General features: G+C 37.4%; 21 protein-coding genes. 1 reads left to right on the top strand and 20 read right to left on the bottom strand.

Translation table 11 applies throughout. The features are described from left to right. The first annotated feature begins 287 nt into the window (after nucleotides 1–287). Nucleotides 288–440, top strand: a complete 153-nt coding sequence (locus J416_RS15935; RefSeq protein WP_003469074.1) for a hypothetical protein — start codon at nucleotides 288–290, stop codon at nucleotides 438–440. Between the two features lie 239 nt (nucleotides 441–679). On the opposite strand, the gene J416_RS09065 is transcribed toward J416_RS15935, so the two are convergent. The 20 genes from J416_RS09065 to J416_RS08970 form a co-directional block, all read right to left on the bottom strand. Further along, nucleotides 680–1,096, bottom strand: a complete 417-nt coding sequence (locus J416_RS09065; protein ID WP_003469073.1) for a hypothetical protein — start codon at nucleotides 1,094–1,096, stop codon at nucleotides 680–682. Next, nucleotides 1,086–1,745 carry a Panacea domain-containing protein gene (locus J416_RS09060; protein WP_003469071.1) on the bottom strand — a complete coding sequence of 220 codons (660 nt, stop codon included), beginning with the start codon at nucleotides 1,743–1,745 and terminating at the stop codon, nucleotides 1,086–1,088. The genes J416_RS09065 and J416_RS09060 overlap by 11 nt, the downstream gene beginning before the upstream one ends. A 296-nt stretch (nucleotides 1,746–2,041) precedes the next feature. Beyond that, nucleotides 2,042–2,836, bottom strand: a complete 795-nt coding sequence (locus J416_RS15100) for a peptidoglycan recognition protein family protein (RefSeq protein ID WP_052000950.1) — start codon at nucleotides 2,834–2,836, stop codon at nucleotides 2,042–2,044. Between the two features lie 38 nt (nucleotides 2,837–2,874). Then, nucleotides 2,875–3,144 carry a holin gene (locus J416_RS09045; protein ID WP_003469068.1) on the bottom strand — a complete coding sequence of 90 codons (270 nt, stop codon included), beginning with the start codon at nucleotides 3,142–3,144 and terminating at the stop codon, nucleotides 2,875–2,877. Beyond that, nucleotides 3,035–3,478, bottom strand: a complete 444-nt coding sequence (locus J416_RS16255) for a hypothetical protein (protein WP_240407269.1) — start codon at nucleotides 3,476–3,478, stop codon at nucleotides 3,035–3,037. The genes J416_RS09045 and J416_RS16255 overlap by 110 nt, the downstream gene beginning before the upstream one ends. A gap of 45 nt (nucleotides 3,479–3,523) precedes the next feature. Continuing rightward, nucleotides 3,524–4,060, bottom strand: coding sequence for a hypothetical protein (locus tag J416_RS09035; RefSeq protein WP_003469065.1), 537 nt, complete (start codon nucleotides 4,058–4,060; stop codon nucleotides 3,524–3,526). Nucleotides 4,061–4,129: 69 nt separating this feature from the next. Then, nucleotides 4,130–4,354, bottom strand: a complete 225-nt coding sequence (locus J416_RS09030) for a hypothetical protein (protein ID WP_003469063.1) — start codon at nucleotides 4,352–4,354, stop codon at nucleotides 4,130–4,132. After that, complete coding sequence (locus J416_RS09025) at nucleotides 4,354–4,770, bottom strand: DUF1617 family protein (RefSeq protein ID WP_003469062.1); 417 nt, start codon at nucleotides 4,768–4,770, stop codon at nucleotides 4,354–4,356. The genes J416_RS09030 and J416_RS09025 overlap by 1 nt, the downstream gene beginning before the upstream one ends. Beyond that, entirely contained in the window at nucleotides 4,767–8,135 is a 3,369-nt protein-coding gene (locus tag J416_RS09020; protein ID WP_003469061.1) for a phage tail spike protein, read from the bottom strand. Before J416_RS09020 ends, J416_RS09025 begins: the two co-directional genes overlap by 4 nt. A 15-nt stretch (nucleotides 8,136–8,150) precedes the next feature. Continuing rightward, on the bottom strand, nucleotides 8,151–9,617 hold the full coding sequence (locus J416_RS09015) for a distal tail protein Dit (protein WP_240407268.1): 1,467 nt from the start codon (nucleotides 9,615–9,617) through the stop codon (nucleotides 8,151–8,153). Between the two features lie 15 nt (nucleotides 9,618–9,632). Beyond that, nucleotides 9,633–12,944 (bottom strand): phage tail tape measure protein, encoded by a 3,312-nt coding sequence (locus tag J416_RS09010; protein WP_003469057.1) that lies wholly within the window; start codon nucleotides 12,942–12,944, stop codon nucleotides 9,633–9,635. A 15-nt stretch (nucleotides 12,945–12,959) separates the two neighbouring features. Beyond that, nucleotides 12,960–13,085 (bottom strand): phage tail assembly chaperone GT, encoded by a 126-nt coding sequence (gpGT, locus tag J416_RS16455; RefSeq protein WP_420805435.1) that lies wholly within the window; start codon nucleotides 13,083–13,085, stop codon nucleotides 12,960–12,962. A 56-nt stretch (nucleotides 13,086–13,141) separates the two neighbouring features. After that, complete coding sequence (gene gpG / locus J416_RS09005; protein WP_003469054.1) at nucleotides 13,142–13,492, bottom strand: phage tail assembly chaperone G; 351 nt, start codon at nucleotides 13,490–13,492, stop codon at nucleotides 13,142–13,144. Nucleotides 13,493–13,503: 11 nt separating this feature from the next. Next, on the bottom strand, nucleotides 13,504–14,565 hold the full coding sequence (locus tag J416_RS09000; protein WP_003469052.1) for a hypothetical protein: 1,062 nt from the start codon (nucleotides 14,563–14,565) through the stop codon (nucleotides 13,504–13,506). A 6-nt stretch (nucleotides 14,566–14,571) separates the two neighbouring features. After that, entirely contained in the window at nucleotides 14,572–15,219 is a 648-nt protein-coding gene (locus J416_RS08995; RefSeq protein WP_003469048.1) for a major tail protein, read from the bottom strand. A 13-nt stretch (nucleotides 15,220–15,232) separates the two neighbouring features. After that, nucleotides 15,233–15,604: a hypothetical protein gene (locus J416_RS08990; RefSeq protein ID WP_003469045.1), complete on the bottom strand. Its 372-nt coding sequence runs from the start codon at nucleotides 15,602–15,604 to the stop codon at nucleotides 15,233–15,235. After that, entirely contained in the window at nucleotides 15,604–15,996 is a 393-nt protein-coding gene (locus J416_RS08985; protein WP_003469042.1) for an HK97-gp10 family putative phage morphogenesis protein, read from the bottom strand. Before J416_RS08985 ends, J416_RS08990 begins: the two co-directional genes overlap by 1 nt. Further along, nucleotides 15,993–16,361, bottom strand: a complete 369-nt coding sequence (locus tag J416_RS08980; RefSeq protein ID WP_003469039.1) for a head-tail adaptor protein — start codon at nucleotides 16,359–16,361, stop codon at nucleotides 15,993–15,995. Before J416_RS08980 ends, J416_RS08985 begins: the two co-directional genes overlap by 4 nt. A 4-nt stretch (nucleotides 16,362–16,365) precedes the next feature. After that, nucleotides 16,366–16,674, bottom strand: coding sequence for a head-tail connector protein (locus tag J416_RS08975; RefSeq protein ID WP_003469036.1), 309 nt, complete (start codon nucleotides 16,672–16,674; stop codon nucleotides 16,366–16,368). 13 nt (nucleotides 16,675–16,687) lie between these two features. Beyond that, nucleotides 16,688–17,872, bottom strand: coding sequence for a phage major capsid protein (locus J416_RS08970; protein ID WP_003469033.1), 1,185 nt, complete (start codon nucleotides 17,870–17,872; stop codon nucleotides 16,688–16,690). Nucleotides 17,873–17,885 lie beyond the last annotated feature (13 nt).

Genomic DNA, 17,885 nt, shown 5'->3' with positions numbered 1-17,885 from the left:
ACTTTAACGATTCGTCCCCCTACTTCACGGTCGTATTCGGTACCGATCATTTTAAACCGTCTTCGTTGTTTATTCACATTTACACCACCCTTGCTTTGTGATCATTGTATATTTCGACATTTTTAGTTGAATTCCTTCCATAAAATACAATTTGCACAAACATTTCAAATTATAACAAGAATAAACGGTCTTGTGGCAGAGAAATCATTTCCACACATTTTTAAATTTCTTTGTCACAACATATTAAAGGCTGAAAAAGCCTATATAAAAATTGGAGGTGTTACGTTATGAGAAATAATATTCAATGGCTACCTATACTTGGTTCCATCGGTATAGGTGTTGCAGCATATACGATGATGAATAATGGACAGGGACAAGGACGACAAATTCAAGAATTCCTTTCTAATGCCACCAACATGGGAAATCAGGGACAACAGTAATTAACTACAAGACGGCTACATATTAGTTAGGTCGTCTTTCATATAAATTCAAAAATACACTGCAACAAAAACTGCAGGTGGTGTTATCAAATAAGAGCGAGTTATTTACAGAATACACTTTTATACGCGATAAAATAGAAGAGAAACGGAATTATTTTAATCCGGCGATACGGAAGAAGTGACGGAGATACTTGAGGGGTTGTTTAAATAGAAAAAACACAGTATTAATATACTGTGTTCTAGTGGATTGCGTTATATTCACCTAGTAAAACCTCATCCACTTCAAAATACTCTTTACCCTCATAATCATTAAATGCCTGAATAATATTATCAAATGCTTCACTATGTAATTTCCCACCACTATCCATGATAAAATTTTCTAAATTAACGCTATCTACCACCCTGTAAATGATATCCATTTTAACAAATGAAGATTTACGAAATGGTGGATAATGGTGGGCTGGATCTATTAATTTATTACTTGGGTAAAAGAGCTTTTTTTCTTTTTTAAAAACTGAGGATACATTAAGAAGATTTAAATAACCATTATCTTTTTTAATCACTAAGAATGGACGACTGTAAGTTGGTAAACCCCCGTCAGCAAATGGCAGTTGCAAAAGAAGTGCATTTCTTTCTTCTATGATACTAATATACAACTACCCCTTGAGAGCTATCCCTATAAACTGTAAACACTTCTTCGCACCCTACGAATTGCCTTAAGAATTTTTTCATACTGTCGTCTATTGTGATTTCGCTTGGCTCATAATAAAATTCTGTTCCATCTATAACAATTACCTCTTCTGTGTTCTCCTCAAATTTATGATATGACCTGATGATATCATCTATTTTCTGGGCGTCATATTTCATATCTTCTAAGTCAACGTTACTTAGTTTTTTCTCTTTGTAACTCTCATGAACATATGATCGATTATAAGCCTTTTTCCAGCAATGATGAGTGTGATTGATTTCGGATAATTCTTCGGCCGATAATGAACCAAAGGTATCAATTACAAAATTGACTGTATTTGACTCATCAGCGCTAAGGTCTTCATGATTTGAAAAAGCTTCAACCATAAAACTTGAATGATTATAATAATAAGAATTCATAACATTTTCTATAATACAACCATTTTCATAAGCATTAATTTGATCATCAAACAGCACCTTTTTGTATTTGGACAAATGAACTAATTGTGCAAAATACAATAGTTTCTGAAGTTTCATATTGCCGTTTTTGGTATTTCTAGGATGATCAAGACCTCTTTTAATTAAATAGCTTGCAAAAATCAAAGCAGATCGGCTCAATATTCCCCCTCCTTTGAGAAAAGTGTATCACTACTTTATAAAAATGTTAACACTTATAGTTAAATTAATCCATTTTCATGTATTTAATCAATTAATTATGACCTAAATAAGCATGATAATATATATATACATTAGTTGCTAATATCTTCGCTTTAATTGATTCGATTATTCATGGAAATAAAAGAAGTTTAGTATACAGATGATCAAGGAGCGCTCTGTCACGGCGCTCCTTTTTTACATACATCAGGTAATAGTTAAACTTTAAACATCAACATACATCATCATTAAAAGCGGTCTTACAAGTTACCTGCATTAAGCGCACGTTGCAACGCTTTTACCACAAGTGATGGATCACTGATCACGCCATCTACTACAGTGCCTAGATATTCTTGTAATGTGCTTACTGTATTAGGTCCGAGTAATCCATCATCAGTGGATCCGATTTTACGTTGCAATGTCTCTATGACTAAGCTACCACCTCCCCCAAAAGTAATGCCAGACACAACCGAATCAGTTGCTTGATTGTGGACCTGGCCACTAATCACACCATCTACAACTGTGTCTAGAGATTTTTGTAGTGCAGTGGTTGTTTTGGTTCCCCAGTATCCATCAACCGTTAGGTCTGCACCATTAGTTGAACTATCAGCCTGCTTTAATTTGGCTCTAACTTCATTCATATCAATACCTGGACAAGCAGTGTTTGCTCCACTAAATTCGTTATGTCCTAGCAAGTCATCAACTGATAACTCTAATCGTTCGGCATTGTACTTAAATCGTTCCGCAAATGCTTCTTCTTGTTCATCGGTAAAATCACCATTACCAACTAAACAAATGTGGTAAGTGTTACTGTTATGACCGTAAATGCCATTGGTGATCACGTTCTCGTCGTAACATAATTGGACGTCACCATTACGCAAAATCACTTCATGATAACCACCTGTGTTCCATCCTTTACCCTTCCAGTACGATTCAAATTTAAATACATCGCCACTATCAGTTGCTGAGTGATGACGCGCGATCTTAGTTATTGTTGAGCGTTGATCGTTACCACCCATTACTTTATTTCGTAAATCAATTACCTTAACCATCATTTATCCTCTCCTTTCAAATTTAAAAAGGACACTACACTTTATGCAGCATCCTTTGTATTACCTGTTCTTTTGTTCATGGTTAGTTCAAATAACCCTGTGCTTGCCAATCCTGCAAAGCCACCAGACCATAATCGCATGATTAAGTCTAGATCAGTGAATGGCACTGCAACTGCACCAATTACTAAACCTACTCCCAAGCTAATACCTGGCACGATGTTTTTTGGTACGTTTATAGTGCGCTTTACCCCTTCGATTAAAGCAGTAACAATGGGCAAAAGCACAGTTGCAAACATTAATACTTGTTCCATTGATATCACCCCCTTTCAAGTAACTTAAAAAATCAGCCTTATCTGGACTGATTTCATCAATTCTCTTATGTGCTTGCTTGGTTGATTCTTCTACTCGCGTTAAACGATTGTCTATATCACTTACACGTTTTTCGTTTGCGCGTAAATCAATCCTGATGTTATCTACTCCATTGCTAATATTATCTAACTTAGTTTCAATCACAGCTTCTCTTGCAGCATCATTTTTGTTAGATGTACTTTTTCTGTATTGGTACGTTAAATACGCAATAACAACACCTAGTGCTGCGATTATAATTGATGCAATTGATATAAAAATTCCTAGCTCGATTGTCACGCTTTGCCTCCTAATCCATAAAAATAGCACCTCGTTATCGAGATGCTAAGATTTTTCCTTATTTTTTTTGATTCTCTTACGTTGTCTAATTAGTTGGTTATTTAGTTCGTTCACATCAGGCATTACTTTATACATACTATTTTTTCTAAGAATTACTCTATTATCTTTTGTTACTTTAAATATTCTCCAATATTCTTCATCAAGTTTGACTTCATATACTGGATAGAGTCTCGATAAAATTAATATTAAATGCCCAATAGCAAAAACAGATAAAATTGTCATTAAAAATATGAATGATACTAAAAGATCAATCACAATCGCAATCCAGATATTGTTTTCTTGCCAAATCTCAACTATTTGTTCAAAAGCTGATATTGTAACTAATATAATAGTGTATACATAAAACATAAAGAAAAGTGAAACCCTATCTTTTCCTCTATATGTTAAGATTCTTTCAATATCACTTTTTGTAAAAATATCGTATATTTTATGCACAAGAAAATATACGATTGGTACAATTCCAACTACCCATGAAATATACGGAAGACCACTACTCTCTACAATTTTCATTAAATTTTCCATAATCCAATTCACCTCCCTTCTACCTGTATCGGCAGAAGGAGAGGAAAATTAAACCATCAAAACCCCTAACTATGTGTTAGGCTCTTCCATAATCTGATTCGCAAATTCCTGTCGTACAATACCTGTTAATTTATCAATCGACTCATTCCCTTCATACTGCTCGTTTGTTAATGGAATAAAGCCGTTAGCATTGATCGTACGTTCTTTATTTGATGCTTTAAACTGTACCTGTACACCGTTTTGATTACCTTCATTATCATACTTTACGTTCACGCTAGTAACCATCACATTCATTACGCTTCACCTCCTTCAAATTGATCACATAAATAATCATAAACTGCAGCTTCCTGGCCACTAAATTCTTTGTCACAGTTCAAAAGTACATCTCTTATAGTTTTAAGCATACCTTGATTATCGCCACCATCTAGTACTAACTGTTCTTCATACAATTCTTTCAAGTCATGGTTAAAAGCTTCTTGATCTTCAATGTCGAACCGTTTGCCACCATCAATTTTTACCGGTTCACCATCCTCATCTTTTTTGGCATGTTCTTTGGCCAGTTCCACTCGTTGCTCATCGACTTCCTGTAGTCGTTCGCTCATCTTCCTAATTAATTTGGTTCGATGACGTGACTTCTTGCCTTTCAATGACAAATGAAAAAGCAGGTCAATAGCCTGCTCTAAGTACTTGTTTTCAATTTTTACAATCATGCTACTTCCTCCTCATTATTTTCTACTTGTTCCATATATACACCTTCATAACCTTTGCGTAACCCATTCACTTCAAATACAACTTCGGCTTTATGTTTACTCACGGAAACCCTGAATCTATCTTCCAATCTCTCGATGATGGTTACGTCTGCACCGTTTTGAATATGCGGTACTACAAAATATTGAGAAATCGTTTCTAAAAACATAGGTTCAATAATGATTTCATGCTCACCCTCTTCAAGCACATGTTCCGTGTAAGCTACAAATCGATTGTCAGGGGATTCAACGGCATACATTTTTCGAGTACCATAATTGACAGTATCAACAATAGCTGACTTTGAACCCGAAACTGTGAAATCTTCGTTAACGTGTAGATCAGCTCTTATTTCAACTGCACCTGCTGTATCGTTACTAATATAAAATACATTGTCGTTTGGGCTACCGAAGCCGAAATAACCTAAACGGTCACCATTAGTATTTTGGAAATCGACATATGTTGCTGCAAAATTACCATCAGATAACGATCTTAAAATAAGTGAACGTCCTGACGATCTGACTAAAACACCATTTCCGTCTACTCGCAAGCCTCCATCGATATGAGTGCCAAAATCCACAGCAGAACTTGTACCATCAACCCAAACTCCTAGATCTCCACCTATAATAGATACGTTTGATTTCCCTTCTAGAATTAAATCGGTATAGTAATAAGACAAGCCACCGTTAAACGAGCCGTCAGGGTTTTGGAAATAAAGACCATAATTACCGCCGTGATTACCACCATTATTCGTTATGCCGATGAATATTTTCTCATCATAAGTTTTATCCAAAAGTTCAAAGCCATTATTATCTAAGGTAATAGTGCCATCGGTACTGTCCTGTGTAAAAGTAGAGCCATTAATATTAACACCATTAATGTCACCTGCAGTTATGCTGCCTAAATTACCAGTAATATCAGATAATACAGTAACGGCACCAACCAAATTGATTTTATCCGCATCAATCGTGGCTGTTTCACTCGATAAATTAATCGCACCGATTACACCGTCTTCATCAACCTTTAAAGCAATTTGATCACTATGCTGTGTAATGGTCGACTCTGCGGTTTCTACCCGCCCTTCCAAGTTGTTAAATTCGGACGTTGTAACGCGTTGTTGAATAGCATCGGCGTTTTGGGTGATTTCGGATTCGGCGGTTGAAAGTCTAGAATCAATAGGGCCGACAGCATTATCAACTTTATTTTGTGCACCATCTACATCTTCGATTCGTCTCCAATCTGACCATGTAGGGTAAACTGATGGATGTACTTCCCTTTCAAAAATGTTACCGTTCGAATCTACGTACCTTTGATTCCCTCTTTGATTTTCCGACCAATAAGTTGTTAAAGTTCCGTACTGTGAACCCGGCCAAGAACCCGTTGTTGTTTGCATAACAGCTACGCTCGGTTTTGGTGAATATTGAGATGCATCATCCGTCGAATCATACTGGTTGTTATCATACCTATAAATTTTATCGTTAATCGCATTATCAACATAACTTGCCTCAACCTTACTACTAATCTCATTCGCATTCTGAGTTATGTTAGATTCAGCTGTGCTTACTCGACCTTCTAAATTATCTACTGTTGTCTGTTCAGCCTTTGTCGCTATTTCATTTGCGTTTTGAGTGATAGACGTTTCGGCATCATCCACACGACCTGTTAACATGTTTAATTCTGTCTGACTTGCTTTTGTTGCTATTTCATTTTCATTTTGTGTGATTGAGGTTTCTGCACTATCTAGCCTTCCATCTAACGCATTAAACTCTGTAACACTAGCTTTACTATCTAGCGCAGTATCAATATCACTACTCGAATACGTGCCCACCTCTTCCGCTTCCGTTGGTGTCATCTTTACCCAACTGCTTGAAGCATCATCATACCGTTTCATCACGTTAGGTAATGTGTTCATATCAATCCACATCTGATCGGTATTGCTAGGTGGTGCTGTACCTCTATGAATACTCAACTCACGTAAAGCTAATTCTGCATTAACATACGCTTCATCTGCTTTGTCATTGACCTCACTCATAATCTGCGTTTCTCTCTGATCCGTATAATCATTCGCGTTTTGCTCAGCTTGATTAGATACACTATCCGCATGTTGTTCCGCGTTGGTCTGTGCTTGATCAGCTTTTTGGGTAGCATCTGCAGCTGCATTACTTTCTACGGTGCTGTCTTTATCATTGATTTCAACTTTTGTGTATGTTCGATCTAACATTTCTTGTTCCGATACTTTTTGAGATAAAACCTGCTGCATGGATCGAAAAAGAGCCATAACATCTTCTTCGTCATACTCTACAAAATCACCTAGTACGTATTTCTTTTGTGATGGATTAGTAATACTTCGTTCCACATCTCTAACCCTGGCTTCCAAATACAATGCTGGTGAATAGGAAGTATCTTTTATCCTTACCGTATCGCCTTTTCGCACCTTTTCATGACTAAAGCCAAATATATGTTCAATCGATACTTGATCACATTCATATTCCACAACTGCATTAATGCGTTTTTCTAATTCCGTTTCACCTAATGAACGAAGTTGAGCCTCAGTCATTTCTTGATCCGTAGACTGAGGCTCATAAACCGCCCATAAATGCTGAGGATTGCTTTTTGGTCTACCCCATCGTTTACGAGCGTCATCATCTTTCACTTCTACCACTAAACGACTACCATCTTCTTGTTCGGGGCCATAACACAAAAGGGCGGTTACAATATTTTCAGCATTTTCTCTTCTGGTAACACCGATTAAATCTTTTCCAATCGTGATTTCTTTTCCATTCCAGGAGCCTTGCTGTTCGATCAAATCGACATAACGTGCAACGATTTTATTACCTTTGGTTTCAATTCTAAAATCAAGTTCACCTTCGAAAGCCGTAGCACCTTTTTTTAATACACTAAATGGGTGTGTGACATTTTCCACATCGATAGTTGCAATCCCTAAGTAATCTGTTTTCCCACGTTGCCAACCAGTTCCATCTAATAGATCATCAAGAAAAGCATTAACGGTGACGCCGTCGTATGTTTTTGGTTCTATGGTTTTCTCTTTTTTTAAGTCATCAGCGAAAGATGCCGTAGTATAGACTTCTTTTTCTTGTTTGTTTTTTAATGTTTCATCAACGATAAATTCTCGGTAATAACCATCATCATTAGGGATAACGACACGATTACGGGAAGTTAAATGCTCACTATTATTATATAGTGTTTTGAAATTAAAATACTCTTCATAGTTATTGAGGCTACTAAAATGAATATCGTCCCAAAAGAGTTTTTTGTGATTGCTATAAAAATCAACAATCGTGTCAGACTGTTTATCGATAATGTGCAGCATGAACATTCACCTCCCTTACTTAAATCGTTCTATCCATTTGATAGTGCTATCAAAGTAACCCTCTGGAAACGTAAATAAATGATTGCCTCCTTTATCTAACATAAAATAATTGGCTCCAAATGCTTTCAAATCGGTGACTGGCTCATCATTAATCATGACAACCTCTTCTTTCGTATTGATCACAATTTTATCGTCTTTTTCTACAATATACGGTATCTGATCCTCATCCATTATTCGCGTGTTATTGTCTTTTACACGAAAACCATATGTGTACATATTAAATACAGGATTATCCTCATATTTAGCAAAAAACAAAGCGACTTGCCTTACTGGTCGTTGAAATTCTACTGTATCATCAATAATATCTTCGCTGTGTCTAGCATGGGGCACACCATCTCTTACTTGCCATGTACGAGCATAAAAATGGTCACCTTCACGCCTTAATTGAATATTTAAAGGACTTCCGCTAAATACGGTCGATTCATTTCCTTCATCACCTGGATAATCCATTACCCTGTGCCGTCGAATGTTATCACCATCATTCATTCTGACAAGTACACGGATGTTTTTAGAACCTAACCTCGTATTTAATAAACCGATGGAAGCGACAATATCATCATTATCATCCAATAATAGTGCCATAACTTTGCCAATTCCATTACCGTTGTTAAAGGCACCAACTCCAAAAGTCATCGAGAAATCTTCCATATCTTTTGGCAACGACCTTCTGACAGCTGGACCATGCCAACCAGGTTGACTCGTTCCATATGAACTAACACCAAATCGGCCATTCTCCGCAGTAATCGTTCCATTAGTTACGGTGCCGCCGGATACTTCGTCGTCAAAGAAAAAACCTTCAGTAATAGGTGACCAGCCATTTGTACTGTCCATTGGATAGAAAGCAACTTGCGGGAATTGTTCAATGGTTTCTAAATCAACATCATACGGTTGGCCAATCATAAAAAAGTCCTCTTCCCCTTTGGCTACCATAAAGGAAGTGGACTTTTGCAAAGCAGTTGTTTCGATAATTGGATAAGCTTCTGCTGTTCCTTTGTTTTCTATCGTAATCGCATCATTTTCAAATAAATAAGGTCCTTGCTCTTCGCCATATCCATAGGGGTCTGGACAGACGAATGTAATAGTTCCTCTACGTAGGTTAGCCACTCGGTTAAAATCAGGAATATCCCCATCGATTTTGACATAATAAGTACGTCCAGGTTCATTATCAAATTCCAATGGAACAGGTTCATCGGTAATTAACCACGAAGATAATTCATCTTGTTTTGCTAGGGCATCCGCATCATCTTCAACCATAAAACCAATCGGTTGTGTAATATATAAAACACCCGTGTCTGTCGATTCAATATACGCACCAGGTTTCTCCGGAACACGTAAAAGATTATTATTTTGAGGAGCAAAGGGGGATTTTTCTCGTCCTTCCAATAATATTAACCAAGATTTTCGCTCCCCGTTGAATGTCATTGAATCCAATTATGGTCACCCCCTAAATTTATCTTTTACACGTCTGTCTCTATTTTGAAATTCTTCTGTTGATTTAAAGGTATATCTACTAATCTCTCGACTATCCATTTGGTTAATAACGGTCGTGTAAATAACCGCTTCGCCTTGCATTGGTACTGACTGTTGCTGATTAATTCGACTAACGATTCGATCCGCTTCGCCAATTGGGCTAACCCCACCAGCATAGGCAGGAATGTTATTTAATGCGCTTAGGATTCGTTTGGATTCATTGTGTGTAAATACTTGTGCGCCTTTTGGTACGTCGTACAATCCAAAGCCAGCCATAGCCCATTTATTACCATGTTTAACTAGTTCTGTACCTTCTTCACCCAACCAAGAAGTACCACCAGGATGTGATTCTGTACCTTTCGCAAACCCTAAAGCACTACCTACCATATCAATACCTACACTAATCGTATCCGGTACTAAATCCCAAACGCTGTTTTTTTCCCAATAACTAACACCTATGTTTTTATCAACATCTTCCGAAGCTTCTTTGGTACGTTCCTTTTCTTTTTGAATTCCTTGTTCTGTTTTACTATTATTTTGGTCGATTTGCTCCCCCTGTTGATCTAAAGCATTTTTACCTAAGTTGATTTCGTCTTTAACTTGATCCCACAAACCAGCTTCTTTTAATATGTCTTCGATAACTTGATCGTTTTTTAATATTTTCCGATCTATCGCTTCTATCTGTTTATTAATTTCTGTTTTATTGGCACCTTGTTTTTGCAAGTTTTTTTCAAGGTTTTCTCTTTCTTCAAGGTATTCTTGATTCTTCTTTTGAAGTTGTCCAAGAATGTTACCTTCTTCCACCTTAATATCTCTCGTTTTACCAAGGTTTATAATCTTCTGTTGTTCTTCTTCAGATAGAGTGGTTAATTTGGTTTCGAGCAACGAATTAATATCTTTATATATTCCTAATTCTTCAAATATCTTTAACTTAGCTAATTCCTGCTCTTCAGTGGTTTCTTTTAAATTACTCAATCTGTCTTGCTCTTTCTGAGTTAATTGTCCGTTTTCCTCTTTCTTTGTTTGCAGTTGTTCAATTTCTTTCTGGTTTTTCGCAATGGATTCATCAAGGGCTTGTAAACCTTTTTCCCCTTCTTTATTGATGTCGACATTTTTTAAATAAATGTTTGCTAGTTGTTGATTAGTTGCTTTTAATTCATCAATTTTTTGTTGTTCTTCATCTATCGTATTTTCAATTTCTTTCCTTTCATCTTGAAGAGTCTCTACGGTTTCTGCAATTTCTCCCCGCTTAATTTTTAATATATCTGTACGCTCCTGATCAAGATTCCAACTTTCTTCTTCGGTTAAATTTCCTTCCTTAATTTCATCGTTTATTTCTTCAACTCTTTTTTCAATTTCACTCTTTGACATATCTTGATTTTCATAAAGAAAAGCCAATCGTTGTTCTTTCTTTTCTAATAATTCTGTTTGCTTATTAATCTCTTTACGTGCTTCTTCTTCCTGTTCTAGTAATTTGGCTCGATCACCTTTAAGCTGAACTTCTGATAGATTCCTTAATTCTTCTATTTGTTCTTTTACAGCATCGGTAGTATCAGCAAAAGCATTTCCTTGCTCTGACACTTTTTTCTTCACATCTGGTGATTGATCAATTATATTTTTGTTAGCTTTAAAGAGATCATTCAATTCATCTTTAGACAATCCTGATTCACGAGCAAGATTATCGTATTGCTTTTGTAATTCATTAATCTCTCCAGGATTACTCGATTCAGAAATCCGTTTATTCAAGTCATTTAATCGAGCAAGTTCATCATTACTCAATTTCGATTTTTCTGTTAGGTTTTCAAACGTTTCAACGTTATCTTGGAGATTTGAGGCTTGATCACTAAATGATTGAGCTAGATCGAGATTAACCTCTTTCGCTTCTCTGCTGTTCTCGACTAATTCATATATGCCATAACCAAGCGCACCAACACCCGCAACAGCTAAACCAGCAACGCCAGTTTTCCCTAACATGCCAAGGCTACCAAGAAGACCTGTTCCACCTTTTTTGCCCATAACCGATGCTAGTTTACCGCCTTGTTTAATGACACCTTTAACACCACCAGTCAAACCACCTAAAACTTTAGAGGCTGGTCCAACTGCTGCAGCTAAACCTGCAAATTTAATAATATTATCTTGGGTAGCTGGCTCCAGTTCATTAAATGCTTCAACGATATCAATTACACGCTCTGTAATATCAGTGGCAATCGGTTCTAGTTTTTCGCCCAGTTCTGCAAACGACTCTTGAAAATCATACTGAGCCTCTCGATGTTCGACTAATTCTTTATTAGAATCACGAAACTCTTTATTCATTTTCGATAAGTCTAAATCATTCAATTCGTTTAACGTATAATTAAGTTCATCGTCACTTTCTTTCGACTCAGCCAAACCTTCATCAAACGTTTCAAGATCGACACCCATACGCTCCAATAGCTCAGCAAACGGACCGATCGCTTTTCCAGTTGCTACCGTCTCTTGCAAGCCATCAGCCAAACTTTCAATTTTTAACGTATCCGGAAACTTAACAATTGCGCCAGATAAATTATCAATTGTTTGTTGTAGTTGACTTTCGTTCATGTCTGTAGCCATTAAATTAGATAATGCTTCAACATTTGAGTCTGTTTCATCCGAAACGCCGCTTAATTCTTTCATTGCACCACGTAAATCATCTACACCTAAACCAGCATTTTTTGCATTTGTTTCAAGACGCGCCATTTGTTCACGAAATTCACGTGTCGATTCAACCGCTAACGCTCCCATACCAACAATAGGAGCTGTCACGCTAGCTGACATAGTGTCGCCAAAACTCGACATCTTTTCACTAGCCGTGTCTAAATGACCAGATACCGAATCGAGGTTGCTAGATATTTTACCAAATGCAGAGTTAGCGCGTTGTTGCTCCTGTCGTAATTGTTCCAATTCTTCGGTTGCGTTGTTCACATAACGATCCAAATTATTCAATGCGGAAGCTTGATTATTATATTCTTTTGCTGCTTTTTCCGCTTCTTTAGAGCCTTCTCCATGTTGTTCAACCATGCGATCATACTCTTTACGTGCTTCAGATGTAACTTTTTCTTGCGCTTTTAACTTTTTGTTCAGCCCTTCGATTCTCGTTTCATATTTCTCAACGGACTGATCCGCACGATCAAAGGCAGACATGTTCGCTTTCATTTCACTGTTAACTGTTTTCAGTTGGTCTTTCGCACCTTTTAACCCTCGGTTTAAACCTTGTGTATTCAAATCAAGATCAATCGATAAGCCTTCAACTCTTTGTGGCAATGTCATCCCTCCTTTCTATCCACCAAATGCAGCAATTAATGAATTCGTCTCTTGTGGCTTTTTCTCTTTGCTATATAATTCGCCCACAAAATAATAGGGCATATTCAAGATCTCGTTGATGTCTTTGCCGCTCTTCATCATTTTCAATATCACTTCGTCCAGTTCTTCTTTAAGTTGCGTAAACGTGTAACCCTCACTTACTTCATCGCTAGGTACTTTTTTGTATCATCATCCTGCATACCTCTTGCAGCAAACAAAACTTGTTCTTGTAATTTTTGCGTGGCCGTTGGACCATGAAGACCATTCAATAATTCTTCTTTTGTAAATTGATCATCATATAAACGCACTACAAAAATTGATAGTTTATCAATGATCTCTTTTTCCGATTTTGCTGAACCAGCTGAGGATTCCATTTCTTCCATCATGTCAATCGCTTCATATACCATCTTCATCGGAATAAAAAGAGGGGTTAAGTATTTTTCGGTAACAAGTTCACCTTGTTTTATTTCCTTTACAAGTTCGATCATATTTCGTTTTAAATCAGCCATTCATTATCCTCCTATTCTGATTGTTTCATTAATGGACGTCCTGCTTTATTGTCCGAAGACGACAGTTCGTCTAAACGTTCTTGACTTACCTTCTTATTCGCAGGTTTCGGAAAACGATCACCTTCAAAGTAATCTTTATTGTCTTCTAAATCATGAAAGCCTTCAATTACTTCATATTTAGCCAATTCTTTAACCTCCTTAATCGCTTCAACATATTTAATCGATGCTTTACGCTCATCAACATGTTTAAATGAATCGTTAAATGGTGTTTTATTTACGTATTTACCTTTAAAAAATAAGCGCTGATGGTCATTCATAACCCCAGCGTTATGATAGATTTTCGTTTGATAATACTTGTCGATTGGATCTGTAGGCCAACAGAAATTCAGTTCTTCTGGCACTTCAACTTGTTTTCTAAAATGATATACATTCCATAATTGAGCCCACATTTCCGCTGTCCATTTTTGGATCGGTGTATAATTTGAATCGTGCCGGCGAATATACTCACTTTCAACTGAATCCAGGAATTGATAAAGATTAATCGAATCTTCATATACCTTTTGCCAATACTCATATGTCGGATTTTTAATCGCCCACTGTGCGCCGCCAATAGGATAATGTTCACGAATCACTGATGCCTCAACACCGATCACATCACACATGCGGTCTAGTAAATCAGTTCCTTTGCTATCAATGTAATCAATAGATAAATAGCTTTCACACGCTGAAGCTATCCACTTATTTTTGGTTGGTTTTACGTTTGGTACTTCCCTCAATAGCACATCGCTATCTAAATAAAAATAAGACTCATCTTCTCTTGATGAATCTTCCTCTAAGTACCGCATCCATAAATATGGTTTTACGGATGGGATATAAGTTTTATCATTTCGATCATCCTGGTAGACGTGCACTTCTACACCGTACTTTTCGTGTAGAAATTTAGGCACCCGATCATCCTGCTGAGTGAACAACAGGATGATTTCTTGAATACCTAGCTTTTGCAAACGTGTAATACACACTTCCAATTCCCACTCAAAGCGTTTGATTGCCGGTTGGCATAAAATAAACTTCATAGACTATCACGCACTTGTTGTTGTGCTAGTCGTCGTTGTACTAGATGTTGTAGTTGTGGTTGTTGTCGGATAAGCTACACCAAAGATTTTTTGAAATAACTTATCTCGATTTTCAGTCATACCAGCTTCATCATAACCAAACACAACCGTTTTTTCTTTTTCAAAACCTTCTACCGCTCGTTCCATGAATTGGCCAGAAATTTCGTCAGCATTAAATGTAACTGTATCTTGTTTGGTCTGTGCATTGATGGTTGGTCTCATAAAGATGCCTTTTGTTAAACCAACCCACTCTTTGGATCCATCTTCATGTGTTTTCGCAAAAATGCAAGCCACATATGGCGGATTATCTCCAGCTCCGTAAGATGATAACCCTTCTACTGTTTCTAATCCAAGTAACGTTTGGCGTGCTTCAATCGGCAACTTATGAAAGGCTCCGGTTACAGATACGTTTCCGTTTGCTACTGCAATTTCAGCTGTTTTATTACTTCCGTAGGCTCTGACCGCTTCTTGTGGCATTTCCACTGTGATTGTTTGAACAAAATCTACAAAATCAACATCACCTGCAATGATACTTGTACTAGAATCATCCAAAACACCATAATACAACTCGTCAACACCAGTTGAAGCTTTGTAATTCTTTTCTTCTCCTGCCATTATAAATCACTCCTTAAATCACATATTTTTTGCCGCGATAGCGTCTAGCATCGCGATAAATCTTAAAATCAGAATCATATTCATCTAAACCACCGCCAAAATTGGCGAACCCTAACTCATTCCACATAATTTGTTGAATTCGATTTGCAATAATATCGCGGTCTGTTTTATTTTTTGACCACACTTCAAGCTGAAACATATAATCTTCCATCAACCATTGATTACTTGCATAGTCACTCGGTCTTGGCGAATCAAGAGGGTTAATAATGATGTGCGTATTACTTAAATCATTTGTTTCTGGATATTCGTAAAACTTAATATGACCGCTGGCTTTGTCTTCGATGAGGCTATCTGCAATCAATGCATCATATATTTCATCTAACATCATATCCCTCTTTCTACTGCTCGCCGTATGGCATTGTGATATGGTTTTTCTGAATTACGGATGGCACGTGCGATAGATCCTTTACCGTCTGGATTAGGATTTTTGACGGTACCAAACTCATTTAAGTGTATGATGCGGTAACGATCATGTGGACCTTTCCAATACACTTTAATCGTGCGGGTGCCCCCTTCCCAAAATGGTTTGGACAATGTCATTTCCTCGATGGAATAACCTTTATCAGACCAGGACTCAAATTGCCTTTTCAATTCATCAAGGAATATTTCAGCTGCATCCGTTAATGCAGCATCACTAATTCGCTGCACTGCTTTTTGTCCAAGTTCCTTTTCTAGATTGCTTAACATTTTATCCATTCCAGTTACTTTTACACTCATGATCTCAACTCCGCAATCACATTAATAAAATCTTTGTTTTGCATATTGGGCTGCGCTTCTTTGATATTGTAATGCTTCCCTTTATACTCCGGTGCATCAATCTCAACATAGTGTTTATTCGTTGGAATGTAATCACCTTGCGGATCTCTTATAATAATGGTTACATCCGATAAGGTTCCGTTTGACTTCGCTAGCTCAACATCTCGTAACCACACTTCATCAATTTTCGCCCAGGCTTTAAAAAGTACTTTCTTTTCTTTCTCGCCAGGATATGGCCCTTCTTTTGGAACATACTTATAAAAAATAACAGGTGTTCGTAGTTCACCTGAATGCACGCGAGGCGGTTTATATTCATACTCTCGCATACGATCACCCTTCCGACATCGTAGTGGTAGTTGTTGTAATGAGCGATATACCTAAACTCGTTAAATCACTCAAAAAATTATCTTCAAAATATTCAACGGCGTCATTATAAGCGTATCGTGTACGCTCAAATACAAGTTCTTTGGCACGCTGATCAGTATCTTCAGTACCATTAATATCAAATGGACCACAACTACTTTTAATCGCGGAAATAGAAAAGGACAACAACCGCTTCAGATTGTCGTCCTCGGCACTATGTGTAATCCGCATTCTTGCTTTAAATTGTTCTAATACATCGTTTGTGATTTGTTCCAATCACATCACCTCATTATGCGCTTGTAGTAGTCGTCGTTGTACTAGAAGTTGTGGTGGTTGTAGTTGATCCATTAATATTTAAATCATAAACCTGTGCTGCATTATTATCCTTCGGTTTACCAGTCGCAAAGCGTTTCGCGATAAATACATCTGCATCTTCCAGAGCAAGTGTCTCGCGATAACGATTCGTTTCTATACCACCACCAACAGCAGCAATGTACTCACCCCGAACAAAGAACAGAACTTTGCCTTCAGGGACGAACACAGACTCTGTCATGATTGGATTGAAAGGCAAGTTCGTCACATAGACACCATTTGCGTTTTGGATTGTAGCGTTCGCTTGGATATCGAACGTATCAAACGGATTAGTCACCATCACAATTTTTCCTGCAACTTTACGAGGGCGGTCTGCCACATTTCCGTCTTTGTCTAGTTTTTCAGCCAGTTTCTTAACAACATCTCTCATTTCATTGATCGTTGTACGACCAGGCTCAAAAGTTAGCTCACCAGCAGATGTTTTATCAGTCACAGCACCCGTATCTTTATTTACCGACTTAAGCAATCCAGTCGGTTCGTTTTGATTCATACCATTTCCGGCAACATATCCTCTTTCTAAACCAGCTTTCATCGCTTCTGCAATAATTGTGCGGACATAACGTTCAATCCATGCAGGTCCGAGTTTTAACATGTCTTTAGCAATTGGAACAAAGGCAGTAAGTTTCAATTGTTCGATTTTCTCTTTACGGAATGTGGCATTTAACTGTCCTTTAATTTCATCAAACAATGGGCCCCATACTGCTTGACCACTTGGATCATTAGAGTAAATAAACTCAGTAACGGCGCCCAAGTTTTGAATACCGATAGCGTTTAGTAAAGGATGGTCCTTCACGATATCTTCAAAGATGCGTTCCTGTGTTGTTTCAGGAAGAGTTTCCGTTTCCTTGAATCCACCTTCTTCAATAACCGCGTTGAAAAACTTGTTTTCCTCACTAGTTAATACATTCTGGCCACGAGATTGTAAAGCAACATTGTCAGCCATTTGTGTATTAACTTGGTTCATGATATCGCCTTGTACGTCCTGAGCTAAAGCTTCAAGCATGGTGTTCAACGCTTTTGATTGTTCCTCTTCTGTCCCTTCTCGCGTAGCTTTTGCGAACGCCTCTTTCTTTTCTTCAAAATTATTAAATTTGATTGGCATTTTGCATTCCTCC

Source organism: Gracilibacillus halophilus YIM-C55.5 (genome assembly GCF_000359605.1).
GTDB lineage: Bacteria > Bacillota > Bacilli > Bacillales > Amphibacillaceae > Gracilibacillus > Gracilibacillus halophilus.
Note: the sequence above shows the minus strand (reverse complement) of the source record. Positions and strands in the feature narration are given on the sequence as shown.